The 25,898-nt window shown below is 53.8% G+C and carries 30 protein-coding genes and 2 pseudogenes; 10 read left to right on the top strand and 22 right to left on the bottom strand.

All coding sequences use genetic code 11. The annotated features are described in order from the left end of the window. Positions 1 to 78: 78 nt before the first annotated feature. Positions 79 to 378 carry a type II toxin-antitoxin system RelB/DinJ family antitoxin gene (locus F4555_RS01165; RefSeq protein ID WP_036384141.1) on the top strand — a complete coding sequence of 100 codons (300 nt, stop codon included), beginning with the start codon at positions 79 to 81 and terminating at the stop codon, positions 376 to 378. Next, a complete protein-coding gene (locus F4555_RS01160) occupies positions 375 to 680 on the top strand; it encodes a type II toxin-antitoxin system RelE/ParE family toxin (protein WP_004017187.1) in 306 nt (101 codons plus the stop codon). Before F4555_RS01165 ends, F4555_RS01160 begins: the two co-directional genes overlap by 4 nt. A 134-nt stretch (positions 681 to 814) precedes the next feature. Here F4555_RS01160 and F4555_RS01155 read toward each other — a convergent pair whose 3' ends face one another. Genes F4555_RS01155 through F4555_RS01145 form a run of 3 tightly spaced genes read right to left on the bottom strand, consistent with a single transcriptional unit; the run spans position 815 to position 2,466 of the window. Next, complete coding sequence (locus F4555_RS01155; RefSeq protein WP_244854428.1) at positions 815 to 919, bottom strand: plasmid mobilization protein; 105 nt, start codon at positions 917 to 919, stop codon at positions 815 to 817. Positions 920 to 964: 45 nt separating this feature from the next. Continuing rightward, complete coding sequence (locus tag F4555_RS01150; protein WP_004017188.1) at positions 965 to 1,708, bottom strand: ABC transporter permease; 744 nt, start codon at positions 1,706 to 1,708, stop codon at positions 965 to 967. Then, the gene (locus tag F4555_RS01145; protein ID WP_004017189.1) at positions 1,705 to 2,466 is read right to left on the bottom strand and encodes an ABC transporter ATP-binding protein; all 762 of its coding nucleotides are present in this window, start codon (positions 2,464 to 2,466) and stop codon (positions 1,705 to 1,707) included. Before F4555_RS01145 ends, F4555_RS01150 begins: the two co-directional genes overlap by 4 nt. A gap of 191 nt (positions 2,467 to 2,657) precedes the next feature. Between F4555_RS01145 and F4555_RS01140 the strand changes: the two genes are divergently transcribed. Continuing rightward, complete coding sequence (locus tag F4555_RS01140; RefSeq protein ID WP_004017190.1) at positions 2,658 to 3,227, top strand: TetR/AcrR family transcriptional regulator; 570 nt, start codon at positions 2,658 to 2,660, stop codon at positions 3,225 to 3,227. Between the two features lie 348 nt (positions 3,228 to 3,575). On the opposite strand, the gene F4555_RS01135 is transcribed toward F4555_RS01140, so the two are convergent. The 5 genes from F4555_RS01135 to F4555_RS01115 all read right to left on the bottom strand — a co-directional run bounded on the left by F4555_RS01135 (position 3,576) and on the right by F4555_RS01115 (position 5,269). Further along, positions 3,576 to 3,833 carry a hypothetical protein gene (locus F4555_RS01135; protein WP_004017191.1) on the bottom strand — a complete coding sequence of 86 codons (258 nt, stop codon included), beginning with the start codon at positions 3,831 to 3,833 and terminating at the stop codon, positions 3,576 to 3,578. Between the two features lie 67 nt (positions 3,834 to 3,900). Beyond that, positions 3,901 to 4,122, bottom strand: a complete 222-nt coding sequence (locus F4555_RS01130; protein ID WP_004018401.1) for a type II toxin-antitoxin system YafQ family toxin — start codon at positions 4,120 to 4,122, stop codon at positions 3,901 to 3,903. A 49-nt stretch (positions 4,123 to 4,171) separates the two neighbouring features. Next, entirely contained in the window at positions 4,172 to 4,447 is a 276-nt protein-coding gene (locus F4555_RS01125) for a type II toxin-antitoxin system RelB/DinJ family antitoxin (RefSeq protein ID WP_004017192.1), read from the bottom strand. Positions 4,448 to 4,664: 217 nt separating this feature from the next. Then, positions 4,665 to 5,027, bottom strand: a complete 363-nt coding sequence (locus F4555_RS01120; protein ID WP_004014708.1) for a type II toxin-antitoxin system VapC family toxin — start codon at positions 5,025 to 5,027, stop codon at positions 4,665 to 4,667. Continuing rightward, on the bottom strand, positions 5,027 to 5,269 hold the full coding sequence (locus tag F4555_RS01115; protein WP_249262472.1) for an AbrB/MazE/SpoVT family DNA-binding domain-containing protein: 243 nt from the start codon (positions 5,267 to 5,269) through the stop codon (positions 5,027 to 5,029). Before F4555_RS01115 ends, F4555_RS01120 begins: the two co-directional genes overlap by 1 nt. Before the next feature lie 94 nt (positions 5,270 to 5,363). Here F4555_RS01115 and F4555_RS01110 point away from each other — a divergent pair, with 94 nt between their 5' ends. Continuing rightward, positions 5,364 to 5,930, top strand: coding sequence for a hypothetical protein (locus F4555_RS01110; protein ID WP_115325561.1), 567 nt, complete (start codon positions 5,364 to 5,366; stop codon positions 5,928 to 5,930). Between the two features lie 266 nt (positions 5,931 to 6,196). Here the strand turns inward: F4555_RS01110 and F4555_RS01105 are convergent, their stop codons facing one another. The 4 genes and pseudogenes from F4555_RS01105 to F4555_RS01090 form a co-directional block, all read right to left on the bottom strand. Continuing rightward, complete coding sequence (locus tag F4555_RS01105; RefSeq protein WP_115325562.1) at positions 6,197 to 6,724, bottom strand: DUF7010 family protein; 528 nt, start codon at positions 6,722 to 6,724, stop codon at positions 6,197 to 6,199. Positions 6,725 to 6,742: 18 nt separating this feature from the next. Further along, positions 6,743 to 7,174: an acyl-CoA thioester hydrolase/BAAT C-terminal domain-containing protein gene (locus tag F4555_RS01100; RefSeq protein WP_115325563.1), complete on the bottom strand. Its 432-nt coding sequence runs from the start codon at positions 7,172 to 7,174 to the stop codon at positions 6,743 to 6,745. A 277-nt stretch (positions 7,175 to 7,451) separates the two neighbouring features. Further along, a pseudogene (locus F4555_RS01095) lies at positions 7,452 to 7,637 on the bottom strand (IS3 family transposase); the annotation flags it as partial. A gap of 50 nt (positions 7,638 to 7,687) precedes the next feature. Beyond that, positions 7,688 to 8,107, bottom strand: coding sequence for a TetR/AcrR family transcriptional regulator (locus F4555_RS01090; RefSeq protein WP_114990025.1), 420 nt, complete (start codon positions 8,105 to 8,107; stop codon positions 7,688 to 7,690). Positions 8,108 to 8,198: 91 nt separating this feature from the next. On the opposite strand from F4555_RS01090, the gene F4555_RS01085 reads away from it, so the two are divergent. Beyond that, positions 8,199 to 9,428 carry an MFS transporter gene (locus F4555_RS01085; protein WP_115325564.1) on the top strand — a complete coding sequence of 410 codons (1,230 nt, stop codon included), beginning with the start codon at positions 8,199 to 8,201 and terminating at the stop codon, positions 9,426 to 9,428. Here the strand turns inward: F4555_RS01085 and F4555_RS01080 are convergent, their stop codons facing one another. Continuing rightward, a complete protein-coding gene (locus F4555_RS01080) occupies positions 9,429 to 10,001 on the bottom strand; it encodes a terminase (protein ID WP_004018364.1) in 573 nt (190 codons plus the stop codon). Between the two features lie 194 nt (positions 10,002 to 10,195). Here F4555_RS01080 and F4555_RS01075 point away from each other — a divergent pair, with 194 nt between their 5' ends. Then, complete coding sequence (locus tag F4555_RS01075; RefSeq protein ID WP_036369917.1) at positions 10,196 to 10,453, top strand: hypothetical protein; 258 nt, start codon at positions 10,196 to 10,198, stop codon at positions 10,451 to 10,453. Here F4555_RS01075 and F4555_RS01070 read toward each other — a convergent pair. Continuing rightward, positions 10,450 to 10,584, bottom strand: a complete 135-nt coding sequence (locus tag F4555_RS01070) for an HNH endonuclease (protein WP_455709511.1) — start codon at positions 10,582 to 10,584, stop codon at positions 10,450 to 10,452. The genes F4555_RS01075 and F4555_RS01070 overlap by 4 nt on opposite strands. Before the next feature lie 92 nt (positions 10,585 to 10,676). On the opposite strand from F4555_RS01070, the gene F4555_RS01065 reads away from it, so the two are divergent. Then, positions 10,677 to 10,802 carry a hypothetical protein gene (locus tag F4555_RS01065; protein WP_004017197.1) on the top strand — a complete coding sequence of 42 codons (126 nt, stop codon included), beginning with the start codon at positions 10,677 to 10,679 and terminating at the stop codon, positions 10,800 to 10,802. On the opposite strand, the pseudogene F4555_RS01060 reads toward F4555_RS01065, so the two are convergent. Both F4555_RS01060 and glmM read right to left on the bottom strand, forming a co-directional pair. Then, positions 10,799 to 11,098, bottom strand: a pseudogene (locus F4555_RS01060) (HNH endonuclease); the annotation flags it as partial. The gene F4555_RS01065 and the pseudogene F4555_RS01060 overlap by 4 nt on opposite strands. A 1,174-nt stretch (positions 11,099 to 12,272) precedes the next feature. Then, complete coding sequence (gene glmM, locus F4555_RS01055) at positions 12,273 to 13,727, bottom strand: phosphoglucosamine mutase (protein ID WP_004013082.1); 1,455 nt, start codon at positions 13,725 to 13,727, stop codon at positions 12,273 to 12,275. 221 nt (positions 13,728 to 13,948) lie between these two features. On the opposite strand from glmM, the gene ptsP reads away from it, so the two are divergent. Beyond that, positions 13,949 to 15,619 (top strand): phosphoenolpyruvate--protein phosphotransferase, encoded by a 1,671-nt coding sequence (ptsP, locus tag F4555_RS01050; protein ID WP_036383970.1) that lies wholly within the window; start codon positions 13,949 to 13,951, stop codon positions 15,617 to 15,619. 431 nt (positions 15,620 to 16,050) lie between these two features. On the opposite strand, the gene F4555_RS01045 is transcribed toward ptsP, so the two are convergent. From F4555_RS01045 to F4555_RS01020, 6 genes are all read right to left on the bottom strand, one after another. Continuing rightward, the gene (locus tag F4555_RS01045; protein ID WP_115325565.1) at positions 16,051 to 16,680 is read right to left on the bottom strand and encodes a hypothetical protein; all 630 of its coding nucleotides are present in this window, start codon (positions 16,678 to 16,680) and stop codon (positions 16,051 to 16,053) included. 310 nt (positions 16,681 to 16,990) lie between these two features. Then, positions 16,991 to 19,735, bottom strand: coding sequence for a cell wall-binding repeat-containing protein (locus F4555_RS01040; protein ID WP_103758839.1), 2,745 nt, complete (start codon positions 19,733 to 19,735; stop codon positions 16,991 to 16,993). A 321-nt stretch (positions 19,736 to 20,056) separates the two neighbouring features. Beyond that, positions 20,057 to 20,551, bottom strand: coding sequence for a 30S ribosomal protein S9 (gene rpsI, locus F4555_RS01035; protein ID WP_004013087.1), 495 nt, complete (start codon positions 20,549 to 20,551; stop codon positions 20,057 to 20,059). Positions 20,552 to 20,576: 25 nt separating this feature from the next. Next, positions 20,577 to 21,020: a 50S ribosomal protein L13 gene (rplM, locus tag F4555_RS01030; RefSeq protein ID WP_004013088.1), complete on the bottom strand. Its 444-nt coding sequence runs from the start codon at positions 21,018 to 21,020 to the stop codon at positions 20,577 to 20,579. A gap of 213 nt (positions 21,021 to 21,233) precedes the next feature. Beyond that, complete coding sequence (locus tag F4555_RS01025) at positions 21,234 to 22,214, bottom strand: class II aldolase/adducin family protein (RefSeq protein ID WP_004013090.1); 981 nt, start codon at positions 22,212 to 22,214, stop codon at positions 21,234 to 21,236. Continuing rightward, on the bottom strand, positions 22,211 to 23,668 hold the full coding sequence (locus F4555_RS01020; RefSeq protein WP_004014691.1) for an aspartate aminotransferase family protein: 1,458 nt from the start codon (positions 23,666 to 23,668) through the stop codon (positions 22,211 to 22,213). The genes F4555_RS01025 and F4555_RS01020 overlap by 4 nt, the downstream gene beginning before the upstream one ends. A gap of 70 nt (positions 23,669 to 23,738) precedes the next feature. On the opposite strand from F4555_RS01020, the gene F4555_RS01015 reads away from it, so the two are divergent. Together F4555_RS01015 and F4555_RS01010 are read left to right on the top strand one after the other, a co-directional pair. Beyond that, positions 23,739 to 25,367 carry a xylulokinase gene (locus F4555_RS01015; protein ID WP_115325566.1) on the top strand — a complete coding sequence of 543 codons (1,629 nt, stop codon included), beginning with the start codon at positions 23,739 to 23,741 and terminating at the stop codon, positions 25,365 to 25,367. Then, positions 25,351 to 25,800 carry a GtrA family protein gene (locus F4555_RS01010; protein ID WP_004013093.1) on the top strand — a complete coding sequence of 150 codons (450 nt, stop codon included), beginning with the start codon at positions 25,351 to 25,353 and terminating at the stop codon, positions 25,798 to 25,800. The genes F4555_RS01015 and F4555_RS01010 overlap by 17 nt, the downstream gene beginning before the upstream one ends. Positions 25,801 to 25,898 lie beyond the last annotated feature (98 nt).

The following is a 25,898-nucleotide window of genomic DNA, read 5'->3' as shown; positions in this document are numbered from 1 at the left end:
CACTGCCTATTTACCGATATGTCAATCATGCGTACAATGGATATACAATGTACCACTTATGGACAAGGAGTGATGGGTATGGCAACTCCCGCAGCAGCCCGGATTAACTTCCGCACCGATGCGCAGACCAAGCAATCTGCCGAGGAACTCTTTGACGCCCTGGGGCTTGATATGTCCACGGCGCTCAATATGTTCTTAAAGCAAGCGGTGCGTGAACAAGCACTTCCCATCCGCCCCGCCCTCGCCTACATTCCTAATGCGCAAACCGCTCGTGTCATCGAGGATACCCAGAAGGTGATTGACGGCGAGAAACCCGAAACCGGGGCAGTCTTTGACGATGCCCCCCAGGCGGCGCAATTCCTGGACAGCCTCTCATGAAAATTATCTTTGACAGCCAGTTTCAAACGGATTTTACGCAGGTTGTACGACGCTATCCACACATTAAAGATGAGATGCGCGAGCTAATTTACGCTATCGAGGAACTCGGAGAAGTGCCGCCGACTTACGACCCGCATCTACTGACGCACACACGCGGAACCTACACCGGCTACTGGGGTTTACATCTACAAGAAGGCGCATTTGATGTAGTTGTGGTCTATCACCAGCGAAAAAAGACCCAGATAATCAGGTTCATTCGCATCGGCTCTCACAAGGAACTTTTCCAAGGGAAAGAACTATAAGCATTTTCTCGCAATAACGTAATCACTTTGACAATAAAGTGGAAAAATTCTAATGGTTTGCCCCCGGCGCTAGCCACCCTCGCCGTCGCGCTGCTTTTTGGCGTGTTTGCGAGCAGTTTTCCAAATATTGAGGCTCACGCCAAGGCTGCCTCGCGAATCAGAGACGAACGAGTCACCTGCCTGGCTTCGGCGCGGGCATCAAGCCTCGCCAGTTCTTCGGGTGTGAATCGAACCGCCACCACCAGACTCGGGGCTTCACCGCGCCCGGGACGTTCCCGCCCCGGCTACTTCACCGTTCGCTTCATCGTGAGAGAAGCGAGAAAAAGAACGGCAAGCGAGACCACAAAGAGCCCTCCCAGGCGAATCCATTCCCCCCAGGCGAGAGTGTCGTCTTCAATGACGGTATTTACCACGTCAGCAGCCCAGGTCATCGGCAAGCACCGGGCAATCACCTCCAACACATCGGGCATGGAGTCCACGGGGGCAAACAGTCCGCAGAGCAGCAGTTGCGGACCGATGAAAACCGGCATGAACTGCACTGCCTGGAACTCGGTGGTGGCAAAAGAGCTCGCCAACAGTCCGAACGACACGCCAAGCAGAGCGTCACCCACCGCTACCAGGAGCAACGTCCACCAGCTGCCTTCAATCTCCACCCCGAACACCCCGAGAATCAACACCTCGAGAATAACCGCTTGCGCCAACGCCAGCAGCGAAAATACCAGCGCATACGAGCCTATTAGATTCCACCTGCTCACCGGCGTGGTCAGCAATCGTTCCAAAGTACCCATGGTGCGTTCCCGCAGCATCACCACCGAAGTGATGATGAACATCATCAACATGGGAAGCACTGCGAGCATAGTCGACCCAATCCGATCAAACGGTGCTGGCGCTCCCGGGGGCACTTGAACATCGACAAACACGAAATATAGCAACGTCAAGAGGAGTGCGGGTACGACCAGCACAAGCGCGACAGTGCGCGGGTCATGACGCAACTGGGCGTTAATCCTCGAAACGGTAGCGAGTTTCATCGGTTTGCCTCCTCGTGGTCTTGCTGTTTCACCAGCGCCAAGAAGGCGTCCTCCGCGTTGGTTGTTCGGGTTCGTTCTTGCAGGTGAGCAATAGGTTCGTGGGCGAGGAACTCCCCATCGCGCATCAGCAACACGCTGTCGCAATGCCGCGCTTCGTCCATCACGTGGCTCGAAACCAGCAAGGTCACCCCGCGATTGGCAAGATTGCGAAACGTGGTCCACAGGGATTCACGAGTGAGCGGATCGAGACCAACAGTCGGCTCGTCCAAAACTAACAGCTGCGGCTTGCCCACCAGTGCGCATGCCAGGGAAGTGCGCGAGGCCTGACCGCCCGAAAGCGTGGACACCAGCTGGTTGCGTTGCTCGTCAAGCCCCACCGTTTCGATAGCCTCTGCCACGCTGGAGCTACCCGCCCCCGCCAGCCGGGCGAAATACGTGACGTTATCGGCTACCGAGATATCCGGATAAATCGAGAGATTTTGACTCGTATAGGAAACCAGACGGCGCAGCCTAGGGGTGCCGGCAGGCTCGCCCAGCACCCTTACGCTGCCCGAAGTGATGCGCTGAGCGCCTACAACCGTGCGAATCAACGTCGTTTTGCCGCACCCTGACGAGCCGAGCAGCCCCGTAATCGACCCGGTGGGCAGCTCACAAGAGATGCCGTGCAAGATTTCTTTGCGCGCCTTACCTTTGCCGCGGGTAACCACTAGGTCATCCACGACCACGGCTGGCTCGACAGGTGTTTCGCCGATTTTCATCGCTGTCCTCCCCGGATTTGGCGCGTAGCTAGTGCGCGCACTACGCCATGCACACGGAAGTTTTCAAGTTCAGCGAGTGTGGCTCTGAGCGACACCAAAACCTCCATTGTAGACACGGAACGTTTCTTACTAATCATAACAGATTTAGAAACGATGCGTATCTATGTAGAAAAATCACCTACAATCGAGGTATGCAATCCAAACGCCGCACCGGAGAAGAACTGCTTGACGCGCTAGCCGCAGCAATCATGACAGAACTTACCGAACACGGTTACCAAAACCTCACCTTCGAGGGAGTGGCACGCCGCGCGAAAACCAGCAAACCCGTCCTCTATCGGCGATTCACTACACGGTCGGAAATGGTGACATTTGCAGCAGTTCGCACCGCACCCGCCTTTCTGACCGAATTACATGATTCGACATCGCTGCGCAAGGACTTTATGAATCTGATTAACGTCATGAAGCGCTGGATGGAACATATTGAAATCGTCACCGTGCTGGGCGTTCTTTCGGAGGCAAGCCCGCAACAACGTGAGCATTTCTCTGCCGTAACAGTTCACCCCGGATTTGTAGCCGTCACTCGTCTCTATCGGGCAGCAATAGCGCGCGGCGAACTGAGCGAAGCGGTGTTGGATCCGTTTTACATTCGATTCCCGATGCTGTTGCTGCTGGCGGACATCCTGACGCGCGGCAAAGTCGACAAAACCGAGTTGATGAAACTGGTAGACCGCGTCATCATCCCCCGGCTCACAACTCTTTGACTGTACCCAGCGGCACCTCACCAGGATAACCGGGGGCAAACCGAGCGGCGCTCTCCTCCCCTTATGCACTGCAACAAGCAAGAATGTCCCGAGCTACATGAACATCGCCATGTAGAGGGGGAGGTGGAGGATACCGTCCTTTTCCATCAGGTCTTTAGTGTAGAGGATATAGCTCTGACCCAGTTTGGTGCGGAATTTGCTTCGGAATTTATCGAAAGAAGTGTGCCGTTGATAGCGTCCCGACTTGACCTCGATCGGGCAGATTTTTGCCGCAGATCCACCGTCATTTTCCGCGCCTCACCTTCCTAAGCCACCCGTAGTAAACACGAAATGACACTTAGACTCAGCTCAAATATACACGAAATGACACTTAGCGCCTGAGCTCCACAGTTTTTGTTCGCCAGTCAGCCTAGGATTCTTCACTGCCAAAGAGTAATCGTCGAACCCCAGGACAGAACCACTCCCAACTTCACCCAGGCGGAACAGGTTCTCGATGCCTTTTTCCTCTTGTAACCCAGTAATCTCGGACACCACCTTGCGCAGTAACTCCGTGTAGGCTCCCATCTTGGTGCCGTCAGCAGTTTGCTGATTGAATTTACGACACAAGCCGAATGGCACCTCATGAAGCCAACGGAATACGCAACACCGCACTTAGCGGCGCACGGGCGATTCCTTACAGCAAGTCCGAATGTGTCCCGGTTCGAGCCAGGGTTAGTACCAGCGTTCGGTTATTCACCGCGTAAATCAGCAGCCAATCCGGTCGGATATGACATTCCCGGTGTCCCAACCAGTTTCCAACCAATGCGTGATCCCGATATTTTTCGGGCAATTCCTCGCCCTCGGCAAGCAAGCGGATAACCTCATCGAGCTCTTCCATCGGTTGCCCGCGTCGCATCGCATTTTGTAGTCCTTTTTGAACCGCGCGGTCCACCGGATTTCAAGGCTCATTTTTTGAGCTCAGCCAAGGCTTGTTCCACATCCGTGTATCCCTTAGCGGTCGGGTCGTTCAACAAACGTTGCGATTCCACCAGCGCCTGCCACGTTTCCCGGTTAGGGTCGGCCTTCTTGACTTCGAATGGTAACCCGCCCGCCTGGATGGCCTGGCGCAAAAACACGTTAATTGCCGTAGTCAAGGTCATCCCCAAATCCTGAAACAACTGCTCGCTTTGAGCCTTTACCTGGGAATCCAAACGCACCGAAAAACTAGTAGTCGCCATCATACACCTCCACACCAAATGTAGCGCATAAACCACCTTTAATCAATGCGATGCACCGCAAATGCCACGCAAATAGCCGACAATATCGCCATTACCGCCATATATCGATTCGATATTTAAAAGTCCGGATTCAAGTTCGAAGCCCAACCCCGCTACCAAATAGAGCCGTAAATCCCGGATGGCGACTCATGCAGCCGAGGCAAACAAGGGAGGACGCTGGCTAGCGGATTTGCTCGATTCCTGTGGCATTACCCCAGGCTTTATCGGCGGTTAAAACCGTCGCATCCAGGCGCTGGCCCAAGGCCAGACAGAGTCGATCCCCCAAGGAAAGACCACTACCCGGATGCCACAAGCGCGCGGCCTGTTCGGCATCAGCCTCGGTTACCTCACGGATTTGCACCCCATAGGAAAACAACAAACTGGTAGCCAAAGACACATCCACACCCCGAGACAAGAGCTTCTGAATCACCTCAGACCAATTCGCCGCACCCACCACACCCTGGGGCAACGCCTCTTCGACCCGCTCGCAACCAGGCTCCCCTTGCAGGAACGCCAACAAAGCCGAAGCATCCAAAACAAACACTAGGAAGCCTCTTTCCCGGCAATCTCCCGACGCTCCGCGAGAAGCTCCGCAACCAGGCTCCCCGCACCAATTTGCCGCTTGACCAGGTCTTTGGCCTGGCTCCGAGTCATCGCCAACACCCCGTAAGGAGTTTCCAGCAGCAACAACTGGGTGCCCTGGCGCCAATCCTGACTACGACGCAAAACAGAGGGCACCACCAAGCGCCCCCTATCTCCCACAACAGTCGCATACGTGGTATCCATCCCGCCAGCGTACCACATTTAGCGTATCGACGAAGCCCAGCCCGGATTCAAGCTCGATGCCCATAAAGCCCTGTGGGGTTTAGCCCAGAAGCTTGTGAAAATCACTAGCCCGCAACAAGCAGACGAATGGACGAACCAGCTACAGCAATTCCACGACTTGTATAGCAAGTGGCTCGGAAAGAAAACCTACCGCAGTGAGGTTCTCCCCGATAACGTACCCACTTGGGTTAGGCCTTCCCAGGAGTGGTGGTACACGCATCAAAACGCCCGTAAAGCCTATAACCTCCTGGCAACCCAAACCAGGAAAGGCACCCTGTTCGCTTTCCTGAACCCTCATCTGCAAACCCAAGCCACTCTGCCGCCACCATCGACTACGAACGCGCTGGAAGGCGGCATAAACACGCAAATCAAAACGCTAATCCGTAACCATCGGGGTCTGTCCGAAGACCACATGAGACGCGCCGTCGAGTGGTGGTGCTACCTACACAGTGAAAATCCCGTTATCCCGCACCTGCTCATCAAGCCCGAACACCTAAACCCCCAGGCCAAACCACAAACCAGAGAACCTAAACCAGGACCCGCCCTATGGGATACTGGCAGCGACCTCACCCAAACCGACTACCACCCCGACATCTCCATCCGCAAAGGAACCATACGATAACAACACGCCCGATAAAAACACATAATTCGGGCATTAACCCCCATATTCACTCCATCCACCATAACGATCGACCGGATCTGCACCATGTCTCATTAAATAAATCATTTTAAAAAATCTGACTCCATCTTTTACATTCTTGTCTTCTTTTAAGTTGTCAACATATTTACCTGCATGTTTAATGTCCTTGCTTGTCCAGCTAGCCAGAAAACATGATTAATTAGTTTCCTTCTTACAACCTACAGCAATAAAAAATTCCATTTACTTATCTATATACCATTCAGTTCATTTCGCAAAATAAAGACAAAGGCAATTTCGGCAGCTGCAGCTGTTCCTGCAACAACAAATCCGCCAAAAAGATTTCCTAAAACAAGCGATAAAACAGGAATGATAATTGCGAAAACCCGGTAGACTTTTGATTTGTACAGCCATGAATACGGCAGTAAATGTGCGCCAAAGACCATTGCATACACCATAATCATTTTATCAGGTACGGCGTTAAACACCCATATTACAATGAGAAGATATAAAATCTGATTCATTGTAAATAAAAACCCTAAATTTCCCAACTCGTTGTCCTTTGAAAATATATCCACGCCAATTTTCTTCCCTATCAGCCATGACAGCGGAAGCATAGGCGTTGAACAACAAAACACCAAGATATTTTTCATCGCAATATTTATATCCAATGCAGCGACAACCGTAATCAATAACCATATTACGACGGACGTAAGAATAAACGGCAGACCTTTTTTCTGCTTTATGATGATATCATTCCTCAATTCATCTAAACTCATTGATTTCTCCTTCAAATGCTAATTTACACAATCTGATATTTCCCGTCGTGGCAGTGTAAAGGGACTACGGTAATCAATCCAAAACATAAGTGTTTCAAGTATCAAGGTTTGAGACTCCGCTTTAGCCTTTTGATTTTCTTCTTCCTCTCCACCGAATTCAATGATCGTTGCTCCGGCATCAACGTATTTCAAGCCTTGTAAAGTATGTCCCGCACCGGGATAACTTTGAATCACAATATTTTCAGGTCGTTGGTCTTTAATTGATAGTGCCATATTATGGGTATCCCATAATTGATCGGCTTCACCTGCCAGCAATAGAATATTTGCTTTCGTATTTGCTACTGGAATTGTTTTTGATGGAAGATCTTTCGCTTTCCGAACTGCTTCGCTATACATAGCCTTATAGGAAATCGGGGATTTAATAAGCAAGGGTATCGTCATGTCTTTCATGAAGCTGATAAAAGATGCCTTTTTGACACTGTTAAATAGAATCGGGGGAATTTTCTTTTATTTTAACATATTAAAGACAATTGTTTTACCGATACCGGTAATCCTGCAAATCAATGCCGCCGCAAGCCCGTTGCTGTTAAGAAGTTCAATGACCTCATTTCTCTCTTAGCTACCAAAACATCTTATTGTCCACACCCCATTCCTCTCCTAACCCTGTCTACATAGAGTTTATCATCGTAAATTGGGGTTGGCCGCAAGTTGTTGACAGGTTGGTTGTTTAGGCTGCCTGTTTCCAGGCGGTCTGACTCATCTTGAGTTCGTATTCCACGGGTGGCATCATGCCGATACTGGAATACAGCCGTTTACGGTTGTAAAACCCTTCAATCCAGCTTGAAACCCCTTCGTAGACCTCCTCTCTTGTCCTGAAAGCATGCCGGTAGTAGTACTCGATTTTCAATGTTGACCAAAACGATTGAGCTTGTCAAGTTTTATGTGTAAGTGGGGTTTGGTTTGTTAGTTTGTTTCGAATCTTTCAGGGTAGTGTAGGGATAGTTCTTGTAGTTTGACCCAGGCTCCATCGATCATCGGCAAAAACTGTTCGTTGAACTTGCCCCGCGCGAACCTATCGGTAATCCCTGGATATGCTAACAATGCGGGGCGTAGATTGTGAGCCATAGCTCGAAACCAGGCTTTCCATTCAAGGTCCGGGTCGGGAACTTCAATCCCGACACATACCCGGTCTACAACAGCATCACAAATGGCTTCCTTGTTTGGAAAATAATGATAAATCACTGAGGGAACCACGCCCAGTTCACGGGCAATGTCCCGTACTGACCATCCCTCAACGCCACTGATCGCGCTTAACTGTACAGCTTGTTTGACAATCAGCTCGCGTGATAGCCCAGCCCTTCGCCCCGTTAGCACAGTGTTCATAAGGTGACCCTAACTTATCCCTTGACCCTTACTAGAACACCATTCTATAATATCCCTAAGTGAAACAGTGTTCTAGTAATGGAGTGTAGTGATGCCTGACCCTCGTAGTAATAAGCCGGCACAGAGTTCTATTGATCCAGGAGCGCAAGCGAACCTGGTAGTGGGAATCGTTTTTCTCGCCTTTATGGGGCAAATGATTCTCAATCCGATCATCGCGCCACTGTCACGACAGATGGGATTGCGGGAATGGCATATTGGCGCCACTATCTCTTTGGCAGCGATTGTACTAGCGGGCTTGAGTGCTTATTGGGGGCGAGCTTCCCAACGTATCGGCGCTAAACGTGTACTCGCTGCCGGGCTTGTGATCGCAATCATCGCTTTGAGCGCCTTCGGTATTGTCTCCTACCTGGGGATGAACCAGGTAGTTGGCGGTGTCGGACTAGTTTTTGGTGTTGTGATCACTCGTGGTTTGCTCTATGGTGCAGGGATTTCAGCGATCGCCCCGACCGCGCAAGCTCACCTGGTCACGCATACTGCCAGCGAGAACGGGCGGGTAAAAGCACTAGGCATGATTGGAGCGGCTCAAGGGATGGCCTCCATTGTTGGAGGTGTTACTGGAGGTGTGTTAGCCGCTGCTGGTGGCCTGCTCTTGCCCTTGGTGGTCATGCCCGTTGTGATGGTGATTGGTCTGGTTGTTCTCTTGGTGAGTTTCGCACCTCAAAGACAATGGCAACTTTTTGCAAAGCCTCAACGGATTCGCTTCACTGATCCGCGTGTAGCTCCCTGGCTAGCAACTGGTCTGGTGATGTTTCTTGTGTTTTCTTCTGTTGCTACGATTTTTGGATTCACTGTCCAAGACCGCTTCGCCCTGTCGGCAACTGCGACCGCAGGTATTTCCGCGATTTACCTGACCATCATGGGCGTGACCATGATCATTGCCCAAGCGGTGATTGCTCCAAAGACAGGGTGGGGAGCAGCGAAGCTTTTACGTACTGGTCTGACCATTACACTAGTTGCAACTGTGCTCATTTGGCCTACCTCCTCGCACGCTTTACTGGTTGTCGGGTGTATCGTGCTGGGGGTAGGTATGGGACTGGCGATGCCCGGGTACAACACTGGCCCAACCTTGAAGATGAGTGCAGATGAGCAAGGCGCAGTGGCTGGCATCATCAACGCTAATAATGGGTTGGCGTACGCGATTGCCCCGCTGGCTTCGACCGCCCTTTACGGGTGGAACTCGCTGGCACCCTTCACCGTCTGTATCGCCTTGATTGCAGTGGTCGTCATCTACGCCCACACCGCACCCGCACTACGCCAATAACTATGAGCGTGCCTGAAGTAGCCGTTCCATCACGTTATCCGCAGGAGTCGGCCCCGAGTAGTCCACCAGCGAGTTGGCTTTGACCACATCGAAAATCTCGTACCAGAGCGTATTCGCCTGCTTGCTAAACGACTGAGACATGGCCACGAATAGGGATGCGATAGCCGCCCCCGTGGTCGGGTGCTTTCCGAGCAAACCGAACTTGGAGATTGCCTGCTCACACTGCACATAGCGGGCGAACGCCTGGGCGTAGGTCTCAATCAGGCGCTTAGAAACAAACCTCGTGCAGCCACGCTCATCAAGCCAGCGCCACGTCTCCCTATACACAATGTCCGCACCCAAGGGTTTACCATCACGCTGAATATCGCTTAAGTATTCAGAGGGTTCGGGCATCACTTCACCAGCAAGCACCGCCCCGTCACCAACATCTGCACCCTCGAAATCAAAAGGGCTCGCTAGCGGATCTTCCAGGCGAGTAGCAGGCAGACCCTTTGCGAGTTTCTCGTTGAGCGGGTCTGGTTTCGCGCCAGCCCTCACACGGCGCCCACCACGATTGGTTCCGTCTTTCGCCATGAAATCTCGCCTCCTTCCAGGCGGTTAGCCCGGTAATGGAGGGCTTGCGGGTTAATACCCTGTTTGATTCGGAAACTTCGTGCGCGGTTGGCCCCGCCCGCTGTCCAGTACCTCATCCCGTAGAGATTCGACCGCCCCTACCAAAACTGAGAGAATAGAAACCATCAATAATTAATCGTGGTGAAAGGTGCCTCATGGGTAAATGGTTCAATCAAGCAGCAGAAATCGATAAACTTCGCAGTGAAGTCCAACGTCAAGCAGCCGCTATCGAGCAGCTCCGTTCACAGCTCGCTGCCGCTGGCGTGCCAGCACAGGTTGACGCCTATGGCGTGACGGCTGAGGAACTCGAGCTAGTAGCGAACGGCCAACCCGTGGTAGCGATCAAGAAGTTTCGGGAACGCACCGGCGCTGACCTCGTCACCGCGAAACGAGCCATCGACTCCATCGCCTAAAACTCATAAACATCGCGCTTGGTAAACCTTCCGCTACGCCAGCGGTCACCGTCCAAAGCGGAGATCCGCGAGTGGCAGGGCTTGCATAATGCCATTAAATTATCGAAGTTGTGGTTTCCTCCGCGTGAGATTTGCCGTAAGCGCCGGACAAGAGCCAGGGAGACAACTTTGAGGTCGACGGAAGCTGCGGCGCAGGAGCAGGGTTTTCTGCAATAATTACGTCATGGAAGACAATCAAGACCTCGATAAGCCCCGCTCTTGGGCGTCCAGCAATCTTCGGGTGTTTATTAGTGCTGGCATCGGAGCCGTTCTTGGCTTGCTGGCCTACACCCAAAACTGGCTGGGCTAATACGAATACACCTGCGGGCCTTGCCGCCATCTGTCACCGTCCAACGCCGACTGCCTGGAGTGGCAGGGTTTGCACAGGCTGCGCAGGTTAGAAAAGTCGTGGCTGCCGCCATGGTCTAAGGGTAGGACGTGGTGGACTTCCTGAACTGGGGTGGTCACTCCTTTGTCTAGACAGTCTTCGCACAAAGGATGCTGGGAAATGTATGCGGCACGGATGCGTCGCCAGCGCCCGCCGTAACGCTTGTTGATCTTCGGGTCGCGTTGAAACTTGCGGTAGTTCTTGTCCGCTTCCTTGGCGTGGAGCTGGCAGAGAGCTTGTCAAGTTTTATGTGTAAGTTCGGTTTGGTTTGTTAGTTTGTTTCGAATCTTTCGGGGTAGTGTAGGGATAGTTCTTGTAGGACTTTGGTCCAGCCTTGTATGGCTTGTCCTTCGACTAGTTTTCCATTGACGTAGGTTCTGTCTTTTCTGGGTTTGATGGATTCTTTAGCGCGTTGACGAGCGCGTTTATCGTGGCCATTCTTCACCATTGGTTTCCCACACTCGGGACAAGCTTTCCTATTCGTTTTCATACCCACCAGTATGAAACCGACTTTAAACCAGACTTTCCCCTGCTACACCAACAAAAAACCCGACCAAAATCAACACTAACTGTCCAACCAAAAAGTCAAGTCCAAACGACTTTTATCCCGTCTTCCCTTGAAACACCAACGAAAAACCAAGAAAAAATCAACACTTTCTGTCCACTAAGCCCAAAATATTGTCAAAAGCCTGTCTGACCTGTGTCGCAATAAGTTCAGGCGCAACTCCGATGTTTAGCTCTCGAGTACGGTACTTCCCTGCCCAAACCCAGATATCACCATATAAATCTGAATGAAGCCGCCGCAGAAAATAATCACTCAGCAAATCGAATAAACCCAATTTACCGGAGGCTACTGCCAGTACCAGTTTTTCGCCGACCGCATTCTCGATGGATTACTCTATCTGATAAATACTTTGCTTGTCAGGTTCCCTCTGGGCGCGTCGAAACAACGACGTAAGAGCGGAAACCTCGTCATACGTCAGCGGTGTTTTGCCATAGTCTGGGGAGAAATTCATGAGCGTTTTGCAGCTAAAACGCTGTCAAGGAATCTTTGTGTTTCAGGCGCTAGCTTGAAGCCACTCGGAACACCACGACCCTCCAAACGTGCCGAAGCGAGAGTCTGGCTGCGCACAGCCTCCCTAATAGCTTTCCTAGTGATGTCTTTGCGCTTCATATAGCCAACTCCCTTCGTGAAACACTCCCAATTCTAACGACAGTGCCCTTTTCGGCCAGACACCGGCGCGCTTCAGATTGTTTGAGCATTAAAACAACGGCCTCTTACCGGGAAGAATCCACGAATACGCCCAAAATCCCGGATGGCACCTCATGAATCCGGGGCAACCGACCCACCCGTAACGCCCGGCAGCACCCCACCCGGCACTCTGCTCACGCCTAAAGCACCAACAAATCCTTTACCCGCTGGGCAATAACCGCCGCCTCCGCGTCGGACTGCTCCTGAGTGGGGGCTTCCACCATGACCCGCACCAGCGGCTCGGTGCCAGAAGGCCGCAGCAACACCCGTCCGCCACCACCCAAACGCGACTCGACCTCGGCCACAGTGGCCTGCAGCTGCGGGTCATCCACCCGCGTCTTGTCCACCCCCGGCACGTTTATCAAGGTTTGCGGCAGTTTTTGAATCTTTGCCACCAGCTCGCTTAGCGGCGCACTGGTAGCGGCAACCGTAGCCGCCACCTGCAGGGCGGTCAAAATCCCATCCCCGGTGGTGGCGAAACGGGCGTTGATAACATGCCCGGATTGCTCCCCACCCAAAACATAGCCATGCGCCCGCATTTCTTCCAAAACATAGCGATCGCCCACCGCCGTGGTAGCGACATTAATCCCGGCCGCCTCCATCGCCAGGCGCAGCCCCAGATTGGACATAACCGTAACAACCAGGGTGTCGTGGGTCAAGATCCCCTGTTCTTTCATCTTTAACGCCAGCATCCCCATAATCTGGTCGCCGTCCACCAGGTTGCCAATCCCGTCTACCGCCAGGCACCGGTCGGCATCCCCGTCGAAGGCCACCCCGAAATCTGCCCCGGCCGCCACCACCATGGTTTGTAACTGCTCGGGATGGGTCGAGCCGCACTTTAGGTTGATATTGCGCCCATCGGGCGAAGCGTTAATAACCACCACGTCCGCCCCGGCTTCCCGCAAGGCCCGCGGCCCAATCTCGGAGGCCGCCCCGTTGGCGCAGTCCACCACGATGCGCAGCCCATGCAGGGACACCGGCACCGTGTTCACCAGGTGATTGACATAGGCGGTGTCTGCGGCCGCCCCGTTGGCGACCACATTACCAACCCCCGCCCCCAGGGGACGTTCCCAGTTTTGCCCTAGCATGGCCTGGATGCGGTCTTCCATCTCGTCAGGAAGTTTATAGCCCCCGCGCGCAAAAAACTTAATGCCGTTGTCTTGCATCGGGTTGTGCGAGGCGGAAATCACCACGCCCAGTTCAATATCTTGTGCCTCGGTCAGATAGGCCACGCCGGGGGTGGGAATCACCCCGACGCGCGTCACATCCATGCCGGCGCTCGACAGGCCGGCCGCCAGGGCATGATCGAGGAATTGCCCGGAAACTCGGGTATCGCGTCCGATAATAGCGCGAGGTTTGGCAGGTTCTTCGGGAATAAGCTGGGGGCGTTTAATGCCGGTGCGCGATTCCATCATCGCGGCTTCGCGTTGTTCTTTCAGCAGGTCACGTACGATGGGCATCTGGCCGGTGGCCATAATGCGTTCCTCTACCACCAAACGCGCGGCCGCCACTCCCAAATCTAGCGCCAATTCGGCGGTGATGTCTTCGTTCGCGAGCCCCCGCACCCCGTCGGTTCCGAATAAACGCTTGGTCATATTACCTCTGCCTCCCTGTGTTAACGGCTGAATACTGTCGCTTTTATTATTGCACTTCCCGCAGCACATTTACCCCCTCTCGCTGTCACTAAAATTGCGGGGTGGAACTGGTCGCCGCCCGGCAACAGCAATCCGACCATCAGCCCTCATTAATACCCCTAGACCCCCCAAAAAGTGAGACACTGTTACCCGTAAGATTCATCTCTACGGGGAAGGTTATTATGTCCACCGAAAAAACCATCTACGGCACCCCGGTAGTAAACGGCCTGGCCTATGCGCCCGCCGCCTGGGTTTCCCGGTTCCAAATCCCGAAACTGGATGCAACCCCGCTGCCGGAATCCGAGCGCGAAACCGAGACCACGCGTTTCGACCAGGCCGCCGCCACAGTTTCCGCGCGGCTTGCGGCTCGCGCCAAGCAAGCTGTAGGCACCGCTTCGGACGTGTTGGCGGCACAATCCGAGCTCTCCGCCGACCCGGGATATCGCCAGATGGTGCACCAAGCCATCAAAGCGGGTACCCCGGCGGCGGTGGCTGCCTTGCAAACCACGGAAAAGTTTTGTGCCATGTTTGAAAAAGCCGGCGGGCTGATGGCAGAGCGCACTACTGACTTGCGCGATATTTGCACGCGGGTGGTAGCGGAGTTGCTGGGCGAGCCGGAACCGGGGGTGCCCCAGCTCCGCGAACCTTCCGTGCTGCTGGCCGACGATTTGGCTCCGGCTGATACCGCCGGGTTGAACCCCGAGATGATCTTGGCGCTGGTCACCGAACAGGGCGGCTCGACTTCACACACCTCGATTATCGCCCGGCAACTGGGAATTCCTTGTATCGTGGCGATGCGTGAACTCGGGTGTGTCCCGCCGGGTGAAAAGGTTTTCGTCGATGCTTCGTTGGGTTCGCTCACCCTGGGTGCTCCGGTTCATGAGGTGCTTCCCCGGGTCGAAGCTGATGTCCGTGCCCGCGAGGCCATTAGAAACTGGGCGGGTCCGGCCAGATTGGCCAGTGGCGAGGAGGTGGAGCTCTTGGCTAATGTCCAAGATGGAGCGGGGGCGCAAAAGGCAGCCTCGGGATACGCCCAAGGAGTGGGGTTATTCCGCACGGAGCTGTGCTTTTTGGATTCCACTCATGAACCCACTCTCGACGAACAAGCCGCCGTTTACTGCGAAGTCCTCACGGCTTTCCCCAACCAGAAAGTCGTCACCCGCACCTTGGATTCCGGCTCGGACAAGCCGATTGCCTGGGCAACCTTGGAACAGGAACCCAACCCGGCGCTGGGGGTGCGAGGCTTGCGTACCACGGGTCTGAACCAGGGGCTGTTCACCCGGCAGCTCGACGCGATTGCTGCGGCTTCCAAACAGCATTCCGGGAAGAACTGGGTGATGGTGCCGATGGTCTCCACCCTGCCGGAAGTCAAGTGGGTGACGAAGCTGATTCGCGAACGCGGGCTGGTGGCCGGGATTATGGTGGAAGTCCCGGCGGCGGCGATTATGATTGACCATTTCTTGGAAGAAGTCGATTTCGTGTCGATTGGGACGAATGACTTGACCCAATATGTGATGGCGGCCGACCGGATGAATGCGAATCTGGCGACTTACACGGATTCGTGGCAGCCGGCAGTGTTGACGCTGATTGCGCGGGTTGCCCGGGTCGGTCAAGAGAAAGGCAAACCGGTGGGGGTGTGTGGCGAGGCCGCCGCCGACCCGGTTTTGGCCTGTGTTTTGATTGGGATGGGGGTGACTTCCTTGTCGATGGCGGCCACCGCTATCCCCGGGGTCGGTGCTCAGCTGGGCGCGGTCACTCTGGATCAGTGCCAGGCTGCGGCCGCCGTCGTGCTTCAAGCCGCCGATGCGGGCGATGCCCGCGCCCGTGCCCGCCGCGCTCTTGGCCTAAGGTAACGTTTAGGAATCATGAATTTCTTTGGAAAGAGTTTGGGTAATACTGCATTGTACATGGGTATGCGGTCCACATATCGGCATGTAAGAATAAATATTAGGTTTACCAGTTTGGTCAAATGAAGAGTAATAAGCTAATTCTAGTAAATCAAGATGAGGGCAGTTTTTTACACTTATAATGGGGGGCATGACTAGAGTTATAACGAACATGGTTCCAAGCGTTTGGAATCGGTGGTTGCATGTTCATACTTAGATTTGGAGTATTAAGATAGACAGAAAATTGTGAATCTTCCGATAAAGAATAAACCTTGGATTCTTGCTGCCATTCGATTGTTATCCTATCCCCGAGCATTCCTTTTTGATAATTAGTTTCATGATGGTTATTAACAAGTGAACAGCTACTTGTTAGGATAAGAACCGTAGCCGATGTTACGCTAACAAGCAGTGAGACTAATAATTTTAGCGGATTTAACGATTTTACGTTCATATTCAGACCACATTGCAGATAAAGGTAGCCCCAAATCGGACAACGATGACGGTTGTTGTAAAAGCTTATATTTGGAAGAAAACAGTATCTGCCCCTGGAAACCTATAGCACTATAAAGTAAAGTGGAAATACCTTCTATGCGTGGGGTAGCAGTGTCATGTAAACAATCTATATATTTCTGGGTGTCAGCATTTGTTTGCGCTTTCTTTATATTCATTCTTAAGGCATTAAGATTACATTCAACATCGACTCTATTTATCTTGCATATTCCAAACGGCGCAATAGTCTGCTGCAGGCAAGCCAGAATTGGGGTAAAGGGAATATACAGAGATGAATCGCAACTCAAATCCAGCGTCAACCCGCGTCTAAGAAAATCCCCGGCAAGAGAAGAAAAATCATCATATACATACTTTGTAGACCAAAGACCGGAATATTCGTCTATCCCCGCTTCGAATCCAAGGAGATAAGATAATCGATGAAATTCGTCAGCTACATCCATATCGGGTGAAACATTCCTTATAGGATGGTCGACTCTTCCCTCAAGATGGAGTTTTACAATATGAAACTTTTTCCTCATCGAATCAAATTATACACCGCAGTTTATTCGGCTCACAGCACTTTCATGAAAACCCCATGGTTTTTGCGTACCCGGAGCGAATCCCTCGCCGTACGTATACCATTCTGTGCTCTTCGAGTTCCTACAAGTGTATCTTGCAACTGCCGCCTTGCCACGGCCACCACCAGGCCAAACGGCTACTTTCTTTGAGGAAACAATAGACGAATAGCCAAACCAGCCTTTCTTGATTCTTAAAGGCGAGCCACCGCCCTGCAAAGCGGAAAAAAGTTGGCCCCGGGGGTTACCCCCGGGGCCAACCAGCAACCAGGACTTACCTGGTAAACATGGGGATGTTATTGGGTAGCGCCTGGGTTCCACCCACCAAATGGGCATTCTTGGTGCCAGCCGGCAGGTTGACCCGCTTGCCATCGGACAGAATCAGGCGGGCATTAGTCGAAGCCGAGAGTGCCCCCGCCACCAAGGCATCAGCGGCGGCGTTGCTCGCATTGGAAACCACTACTTTTCCGGTAGCGGGAGTGAGTTCGGCAATCTTATAGGCTGTCTCGTAGCGGTCAGAACCGACTACTTTGTTCACGCCGTGACCGGCCGCCGCGCAAGCCGCGCCGCCGGCACAAATCGTCGTTTCCGCACTCGCATCAGCCGTCACGGCGCTGCCGGGTTTCACCAAGTCGACTACCCCCCCCGTCAGCGATGCTGCCGAGGCGCAGGCCAGAGCATCAGGGAAGTTAGATCCGGTCGCGTTACAAGATACCTTTGCTTTCGCGTTGCCTTTCAGCCCAAGCGCACTGCGGGTGGCAGCCTTTACCATTTTGGCGGTTTCATAGCGGTCAGATCCGGCTAGGCGCGTGACCTGGAAACCAGCCGCCTTCAGCGCGGCCTCTTTAGCGGCCGATATCGCCCCGTAGCCACCCACAATCTGGATTGTCTTGGTACCCTGTGCCTGCAACTGTTTCACGATGGCCGGCTCCAAGGTGTCATTGGTGGTCAACACCACCCCCGCTTTCATCGCCCCCGCTAGGGCACCCCCCACCAGGGCATCGGGGAAACTAGAACCTGTGGCCAAAACCACGGTGTCGTGGTTCTTAACTTGGGACAGGGCTTGCAAGGATGTATCTACCCGGTTGGCACCCGCCGCGCGCGTCACCGCTTCTTTGGCCAGTTTCACCGGGGTCTTAAACATCTTGTCAAACCTAGTTTCGGTGGGTTTCTTGGCGGCCGGTTTTTTAGTATCCGGCTTCTTAGCGGCGGGCTTCTCTTTTTCCTTGCCCTTATCAGCAGAGGCGGAAGAACTGGGCGAAGCGGAGGACGGGAAATAGCTTCCAGAATAGCCGCCGCCGGAACCACCGGACGCACTCGGGCTGGGCTGCGGTGTTGGAGGCACAGAAGGCACCGGGGGTGCCGGGGGTGACACTGGCTTCGGTTCGCACTTTGCCGTCAGGGTAAAGTTTTTGCTCACCCTCGCAGGTAAAGCGTCTTTTTCTATCGAAGCGTTTTCGTCTTCTTCAACTGTCCATTCTTTGAAAACATCAGTGTCCTTACAGTAGGAGTCCAGTTGATTCGTCACGTTAATCGTTTTTGCGCCTTTGGTGGCGGTACCCGTGGCATCACCCCCAGCGACGATATCCTCCACTCCAATAAGCTTGTCTGCATCAGCATGGTCGACGGCCTTTTTATAGGTTACCGTGTAGCCGTAGATAGCCGTGAGGGTGATATTGCCGCTTACCACAGAGGCAAAGTTATATTTCTCGGTGCCGGTGGCACCATCCGCTGTCCAGAACAGGAACTTCGAACCTGGTTTGCTGGCGGGGGGAGTGGGATCGGCAGGCTTCGAAAATGCTGTACCGGATTCGACCTGGGATTCAGGCTGAGACCCAGCCCCCAGGGTGCCGCCGTTAGCCTCCAAAGTCACTGTAACATTGGCGATAGGTTCGCAAACAGCCACATAATTCAAATCTTGAGTAACCTTGGCTTCTGGTTTCGTTAGCTCCGTCTGGGTCTTCTTTGTGGAATCCGCTGAATCAAGCAGTTTCCACCCGGCAATCCGCTTATTTGTACCACCTGTATTATCAGTGCAAGCTGTGCTGGCATTACTCGGGAAATTCCCGTCAGTTAGCGGCGTGCCGTGTTTCACCGTAGCCTTCGACAGAGTAGTTCCACTCGCAGTACTTGTGGTACCTTCCGGATAGAAATTTACTGTGTGTGGAGGAATGCATGATGACTTGTATGCAACCCAACTTTTTGGTTTATAAGCGTCGGTCTTTAACTCTTCAGAGCTGATAAGCTTACCACTACCATTTACTTGCCATCCTGCGAAAACCTCTGTATCTTTCTCGCATTGTCCAGTAGCGGGAACCTGGGTAATGTTTTTACCATTTGGGACAAGTTCGTCCGTAATTTTAGTACTGTGTGTTCCTTTGGAAAATTGTATCAGCCAATATTTGAAAAAACTCTGAAAATAGACGGCATTTTCTTCTGTCCCCGAATTACCTGAATTAACAGCTTCCGCTGCCGCTTTATTATCAAACTTACGCAACTTGGATTCCCATGTTCCTTGCTGTTTCTGTGTATCCTCATCACCCGCCCCTGGAGTATATTTCCACTCCAGCCTATAGGCAGATTTATCTAGTACCAGCGTATCGCCCTCAGCCGGGTTCTGTAATGTGATGATGTAAGTACAAGTCGTATCCTCAGTAGGATTTTTACTCTTATTCTCAGTAAATCCGAGTTTGTTAGTGAACACATAAGCATCCCCGCTTTGGCTTTTAGCGGGGTCACCTTCAACAGCAAGAGTAGGGCAATTAGTTTGATTGTCTTTCGGTGTAACTTCTATCTCTGTACCAGCTCTATTCTTCAAATCTTCTGTTAGAGTCGCATTAGATGCCGGCTTGTTTTCCAGTTTCACGTCAATAGTTTTTTTCTCTCCAGCTATCGAATCCGCGAAAGCCGCATTGACGACGACGGGACTCAATCCTACCAATACCGCTCCACACATCGCCGCTACCCCGAAGCGTTTAGCGCAGTTTCTGCGCTGCAAAACGCCATACTGGTATTTCATCGTTATTTTCTCCTGTTCTCTAGTGAATGACAGGCACCGGTGAAAACACCATGCCGCCAAATATTCTCACATACCTAGCCCTCTTGATACCATCAAAAAGTACTGTGATTATTAGGGAAATCCCCAAAATACGTACTAGAAAACTCCAGTGTCTCCGCTTCCAGTCCTTGCGGACACCGTTGTGGCGCGCTGACCTAAAGCTCCGTGCCCAATTCGCATAAAAAAACCGAACCCGGGGGGCAACCCCCGGGCTCGGTTCTAAACTTGGTGAACACCAGACAAAAATCTTTTTCGGTGCCCAACCAGCGTCGCCGGATGCGACTAACGCTTTGAATACTGCGGAGCCTTGCGAGCCTTTTTCAGACCGGCCTTCTTGCGTTCCACCTCGCGCGCATCGCGAGTCAAGAACCCGGCCTTTTTCAAAGCCGGACGGTTAGCATCGCGGTCAATCTCGTTTAGTGCCCGCGAAATCCCCAGACGCAGGGCACCGGCCTGACCGGAAATCCCGCCGCCATCGATTCTGGCCAAAACGTCGAAACGACCCCGCAAATCCAGCAACACGAAAGGAGCCATCACCAGTTGCTGATGCAGTTTATTCGGGAAATAATCCTCTAGGGTGTGGCCATTGATGGTCCAATTACCTTCACCCGGTACCAGGCGAACCCGAGCCACGGCGCTCTTACGCCGCCCCAGACCCATGCCTTTATCGATTCGAGAATTCCCGCGCCCCGGCTCATCCTTCGGGGTGGGAGTCTCGGTGGTGTATTCGCTGGGGGCATCCTCCAGCTCTTCAATTTCTTCGGTGGTCTTCGCCACAACTCTCCTCAGGTCGAAAACCGCGTTACTGCGCGATTTGAGTTAGTTCGAAAACTTCGGGATTCTGACCGGCATGCGGATGCTCCGCCCCAGCATAAACCTTCAGTTTCCTCAATTGATTCCGTCCGAGAGTCGTGTGGGGCATCATCCCACGCACTGCCCTCTCGATAACTTTCTCGGGCTGCTGCTCACGCAGCTTCCCATAAGAAGTAGCCTTCAACCCACCGGGAAAACCCGAGTGGTGATAAGCCATCTTTTCGTCCCATTTATTGCCGGTCAGCACAACTTTCTCTGCGTTGATGACCACGACATAGTCCCCGCCATCAAAGTTAGGAGCGAAAGTCGGCTTGTGTTTTCCACGCAAAAGAGTGGCAATCTGTGAGGCCAAACGCCCCAAAACAACGCCATCAGCGTCAATCAGATGCCACTTCGCGCTCACATCACCGGGCTTAGGTGAATACGTACGCACGTTTCTAGCCTTCAATTCTAATAGTCCTACCGGGACACTTTTGTGCCCGGAAAAGTTCGCGTGCCCGCAGGGGCGGCAGCGGTATGAGTGGGAAAAGCCACCAGCCCGCAGGCATACAACTGTTATATCCTATCGGTTTGCCTCCGCTGGGTCAAAAACTAGGGTTCGCTTGCATGAGGCGCCATCCTAAATTCCCCGCGCTGACACCCAAAACTATCCCCCGTCTTTCAACTTGGAGTACTTCCACCGGTAAACCGCGCGCATAATTGTGGAATCTAGCCGGGGTAAAGGGCTGGCACCTAATGAAGCCGCCACCTTTGCCGCCAACGCGTTCTTGCGGGAAACCTCGCGCGCCGCCTCGGCCTCCGCCAAGTCAGCCCCCAGGAAATACGCGGCTTTACGCCCGAAAATCAGATTCGTCCCGAAAGTTTTCCCGGCACGCAACCCAATCAGCTGGGCATAATCATCCAGATACGCCGGCAACCCGGTTTCCCTAAATTCCAAAAGCAGCGGGGAATCATCCCCGATTACGGCTCCCGCGTCCTCGCGCCTCATGAAAATGTGGACAACCTGGGGCGGCAAACCAAAACCGTCACGTACGAAACGTCGCACCGAGCCGCACGTCTCTGCCCCGGTCAAATCCGTGACCACCTCGGCACAAAATACTTCCAGGGACTGTGCTAAATCCACCAATTCTTCGGGATCTTCACCGAAAAGCACCGCTCCATGCGCGCGCATCAAAATCGCACGCGAACCCGTATGCCACATGGCATCCGCCACGGCCTGGTGCAGTTTCTTGGTGGAAGGCAAGCCGTATTCCGCCACCGGTAACACCGACGACCCCACGCGCGCCGCCAAATCCGACGGTAAGTCCAAGTCCCCACCTAGACTCAGCGCCGAGGCATAGGGCTGGTGGGTGTGAATAATGAACTTGGCGTCGCCGCGTTCGCGATAAATCGTGGTGTGCAGGCCACGCTCGCCCGAAGGCTTCAGGTCGCCTATCCAGTCGCCGTCAAAGGTTACTTCCACCAGGTCATGAGGTGCCATTTCATTGTAATCGCGCCCCGAAGGGGTAATCAGATAACTTTCGGGCGACAGTCGGCGCGACAGATTCCCCCAGGTGCGAGCCACCAGCCGCGCGGACAAGAGTTCCTGGGCAGTGGCAATCAGCGGGTCGGTTTCCGTTTCAGTCATTTCTTTACCACTTTCTGGAGGACTCGCTCGAAGCGAGTCAGGGCTTCGTCAATAAGTTCGGGAGTGTAAGCGGCCGAGGTGTACAACCGCGACCCAGCCAAGGTAATCAGGCCTTCGGCGGTGTAGGCCGCGCCCATATATTCCATTTCCTTCTTGCGAATCGAGGTCTCTTTGAGGATACCGGGAATCGTCCAGGGTTTAGACCAGTTAATTGAAAAGTGCATGGTTCCAACGGTTTCCAGGTGACACACCGAGCCTTCGTTCCACGCCACGAAAGGCAAGTCGTATTTTTGCACCAAAGCCTTTAGCCCGTCAGTCAAACGGTTGCCCATCTTGCCGGCGTATTCACACGCCCCCGTTTCAATGATGCGTTTGATGGTGTGATATCCGGCCACGCAGCTGATTGGGGTGGCGGCCATGGTGCCGCCAATCAAGGCTTTGTGCACTTTGTCCCCGTTTTGGATGCCGGCGGCGAGGTACTTCAGGTATTCTTTTTTGCCGCCCAATCCTCCGGCTCCGGGGTAGCCCCCGGCGATGACCTTGCCAAAAACCGTCAAATCCGTGTCAATACCGAACAGGCCGGAAGCCCCGCGATCGCTGATCCGGAAGGCGGTGACAACTTCATCGAAAATCAGCAATGCCCCGTAACGGCGACACAGCTTTTCCACCCCCTTAAGGAAGGCCTGGTCTATTGGCCAGGTGCCCGATTCCGGGCCAATCGGCTCAATCATGACCGCTGCCGTACCGCCGTGGAGTTTTTTAAGGCGCAGTTTGCGTTCCAAGTCAGCCAGGTCGCCGGGTCTAAATTCGTCGACGTAACGGAACATCGTCCAGGGCACGCCGTGTGCCTGGGTAAATTTCGATCCCGGCACGCGAATCCCGTAGGCCAACTGGTCTGACCAGCCGTGATACGCCCCACCCATCTTGAGGATGTGCTTTTTCTTGGTGGCCAGGCGTGCCACCCGAATCGCAGCCATGCAGGCTTCGGTGCCTGAACCCAACATGCGGAATTGGTCGACAGTGGGGATGCGCGAAGCAATCAGGTCAGCCAGCTTGTATTCGTATTCGTGGAATAGCCCGGTTGACGGCCCGCAGTCCTGAAGCAATTTGATGACTTCCTCGCGTACTTCGGGCGGATTTGAGCCCAGCACGGTAGGACCGCCAGCCTGGAGGAAATCGAAGTACACATTGCCGTCAATATCGGTCAGTTCATGGCCGGCCGCCTTGGTGATTACCAGCGGGAAAGGATGGTTGAAAGCTAAGTTATGCTGTACTCCCCCCGGGATGCGTTCCTTGGCCTGCTCAATCAGGGTTTTGGAACCCTGGCAGCGTTTTTCAAAGTAATTTTCCTCGTAGTCGCGCAATGCCTCGGGACTAATAGAGTAGATTGGTAGCTGGATGAGTTCATCCAGCTGCTTGTTGATAACGCGGGTGCTGGGGTAGTTGATACGCATTAGATTAGCCTCCTCACTGAGTTCAATCAGCTGAGTTATATTGTATAACTCTTGAACGAAAGAAGGAACCATGTTGGTGTTGTCTTATGATGTGGGAACCTCTGGGGTCAAGACCTGTCTGTATCAGTCAGGCGAAAGCTTGTCGCTGGTAGCCAGCGCGCTGGATACCTATGACTTGACAATCTTTCCTGACGGGGGCGCAGAGCAAGACCCCGAGGAATGGTGGCGCGCCATAGTTACCACCACCCAGGCACTGCGCGAGACGCACCCCCAAGAGCTTGCCCAGGTGGCGGGGATTAGTTTTTGCTCCCAGATGCAAGGATTAGTGTTGGTTGACGCGACCGGTCAACACTTGCGCCCGGCCATGAGCTACCTGGATCAGCGGGCTACAAAACAAAAACACGATGGCTTGGAAACCGGGTTCAAGATTTCGGGGATGAACGCAAAAAAGCTTTTATCCTCTCTTTACCGCACTTCGGCGGTTTCGGCCTCGGTGAAAGACCCCATGTGGAAATACCTGTGGGTCAAAGAAAATGAACCGGAAGTCATGGCACGCACCCGCTGGTGGCTCGATGTCAAGGAATACCTGATAGGCCGGATGACGCGACGTTTCATCATGTCTCTGGATTCAGCCTTCGCGACCCTGTTGCTAGACGTGCGTGCCCCGCAACCCGCCTGGGCGGCGCGACTCGCCCGCAGTTTCGGGGTAAATCCCGCGCATCTGCCCCCGATTGTGCCTTCTACCGAGGCGGTAGGAACCTTGCGCCCCGAGATTGCCGCCGAACTGGGGGTACCCGACACCGCCGTGGTTTACGCCGGAGGCGGGGATGCCTCGCTGATTGGAGTGGGGGCGGGAGCCTGCACGGTCGGGGCGACGCACGCCTACTGGGGCACGTCTGGCTGGGTTTCCACCGTGACCGATCGGCGCGTGGTGGACACGGGAGCGATGATAGCCACGGTTGACGGAGCTGACTGCGGCAAATACAACTATTTCGCAGAGCTGGAAACCGCCGGTAAATGTTTCGAGTGGGTACGCGAGCATCTGGCCGAGGATGAAATCAATGTCTATCTGTCCCACCATGACCAAACCGAGGACACCGAGCACCAATATCGTTCACTCTATGACTATCTCTCCAAGGTTATTTCCTGCGCCAAGCCAGGGGCTGACGGGGTAATTTTCACGCCCTGGCTGCACGGCAACCGTTGCCCCTTCGAGGATGCCAATGCGCGCGCCATGTTTTTTAACATATCCCTGGAAACCGGGAAAACCGAGTTGCTGCGCGCGGTCATCGAGGGGGTGTGCTTCCAGTTGCGCTGGTTTTTGGAAACCCAAGAACGTAAAGTGAATACTTCTAAAACGCTGCGTTTCGTGGGCGGCGGGGCGCTGTCCCCCGTGACCTGCCAGATTTTGGCTGATATCCTGGGACGACAGGTGGAAACCGTCGCGTCGCCCCAGAATGTGGGCTCGGTGGGGGCAGCCTTGGTCGCCTTGGTGGGGGCGGGTGAAATCCGGGATTTGACCGAGGCTACCTCGCGACTCGTGAAGCCGAACGCGGCGTACCGTCCCAACCCCGCCACCCGCGCGGTTTACGACCGACAGTATGCCGTGTTTAAGACGCTGTATCGGAATAATCGCCAGGCTTTTACTCGGTTAAACGCTGCCAAACCAGGAGGGGCAACTCGTGAAACGACTAAATGACACCCAAATCCAGGCTCTAAAGTTCACTTTGTTGTCGCTATCGGCGGGGCTGGTGGAAGCCGGGTCTTTCGCGCTGATGGAGCTCTTGTTCCCGTTTTGGCCGTACTGGGCGCAACACGGGGTGTCTTTGACGCTGTCGGTGATTTGGAATTTTACTTTGAATCGGCGCTATACCTTTAAGTCGGCCGGCAATATTCCGCGCGCGATGCTGCTGGTGGCGGCGTTTTACGCGGTGTTCATCCCGGTGACGATGTGGGGCGGCGAGTTGGCGGCGCGTGGTTTTGTGGTGGCCGGGCTGGGCAAGGGCGGGGCGGACACGATTGTCAAGATTGCGACGATGTTGCTGAACTTTGTCTTGGAGTTCGTGTGGTGGAAATTCGTGGTGTTTCGCGGCACCGAGAACACCAATGATTTGGCGCGGCGCCGGGATTGAGTGTCGCGGTGGCGGTGGCGGCGTGGAGTTTTGTCGGGTTCACGAGGTGCCAGCCGCGATGGCGGGCAAAACCACCGCGACCTGCATATTTGATACAG

This window comes from Mobiluncus mulieris, assembly GCF_014204735.1.
GTDB lineage: Bacteria > Actinomycetota > Actinomycetes > Actinomycetales > Actinomycetaceae > Mobiluncus > Mobiluncus mulieris.
The sequence above is the reverse complement of the archived record's forward strand: the minus strand, read 5'-3'. Positions and strand labels throughout refer to the sequence as shown.

Coding starts and splice junctions, on each gene's coding strand:
- F4555_RS01115 (WP_249262472.1), bottom strand. CDS start 5,269: ATGGATACCACGTATGCGACTGTTGTGGGAGATAGGGGGCGCTTGGTG.
- F4555_RS01045 (WP_115325565.1), bottom strand. CDS start 16,680: ATGAGGAAAAAGTTTCATATTGTAAAACTCCATCTTGAGGGAAGAGTC.
- glmM (WP_004013082.1), bottom strand. CDS start 13,727: ATGACCAAGCGTTTATTCGGAACCGACGGGGTGCGGGGGCTCGCGAAC.
- F4555_RS01015 (WP_115325566.1), top strand. CDS start 23,739: ATGTTGGTGTTGTCTTATGATGTGGGAACCTCTGGGGTCAAGACCTGT.
- F4555_RS01100 (WP_115325563.1), bottom strand. CDS start 7,174: ATGAAAGACATGACGATACCCTTGCTTATTAAATCCCCGATTTCCTAT.
- F4555_RS01130 (WP_004018401.1), bottom strand. CDS start 4,122: ATGCGACGCGGGCAACCGATGGAAGAGCTCGATGAGGTTATCCGCTTG.
- F4555_RS01090 (WP_114990025.1), bottom strand. CDS start 8,107: ATGAACACTGTGCTAACGGGGCGAAGGGCTGGGCTATCACGCGAGCTG.
- F4555_RS01040 (WP_103758839.1), bottom strand. CDS start 19,735: ATGAAATACCAGTATGGCGTTTTGCAGCGCAGAAACTGCGCTAAACGC.
- F4555_RS01160 (WP_004017187.1), top strand. CDS start 375: ATGAAAATTATCTTTGACAGCCAGTTTCAAACGGATTTTACGCAGGTT.
- F4555_RS01125 (WP_004017192.1), bottom strand. CDS start 4,447: ATGATGGCGACTACTAGTTTTTCGGTGCGTTTGGATTCCCAGGTAAAG.
- F4555_RS01140 (WP_004017190.1), top strand. CDS start 2,658: ATGCAATCCAAACGCCGCACCGGAGAAGAACTGCTTGACGCGCTAGCC.
- F4555_RS01165 (WP_036384141.1), top strand. CDS start 79: ATGGCAACTCCCGCAGCAGCCCGGATTAACTTCCGCACCGATGCGCAG.
- F4555_RS01020 (WP_004014691.1), bottom strand. CDS start 23,668: ATGCGTATCAACTACCCCAGCACCCGCGTTATCAACAAGCAGCTGGAT.
- F4555_RS01150 (WP_004017188.1), bottom strand. CDS start 1,708: ATGAAACTCGCTACCGTTTCGAGGATTAACGCCCAGTTGCGTCATGAC.
- F4555_RS01145 (WP_004017189.1), bottom strand. CDS start 2,466: ATGAAAATCGGCGAAACACCTGTCGAGCCAGCCGTGGTCGTGGATGAC.
- F4555_RS01085 (WP_115325564.1), top strand. CDS start 8,199: ATGCCTGACCCTCGTAGTAATAAGCCGGCACAGAGTTCTATTGATCCA.
- F4555_RS01075 (WP_036369917.1), top strand. CDS start 10,196: ATGGGTAAATGGTTCAATCAAGCAGCAGAAATCGATAAACTTCGCAGT.
- F4555_RS01080 (WP_004018364.1), bottom strand. CDS start 10,001: ATGGCGAAAGACGGAACCAATCGTGGTGGGCGCCGTGTGAGGGCTGGC.
- F4555_RS01065 (WP_004017197.1), top strand. CDS start 10,677: ATGGAAGACAATCAAGACCTCGATAAGCCCCGCTCTTGGGCGTCCAGC.
- ptsP (WP_036383970.1), top strand. CDS start 13,949: ATGTCCACCGAAAAAACCATCTACGGCACCCCGGTAGTAAACGGCCTG.
- F4555_RS01025 (WP_004013090.1), bottom strand. CDS start 22,214: ATGACTGAAACGGAAACCGACCCGCTGATTGCCACTGCCCAGGAACTC.
- F4555_RS01105 (WP_115325562.1), bottom strand. CDS start 6,724: ATGAGTTTAGATGAATTGAGGAATGATATCATCATAAAGCAGAAAAAA.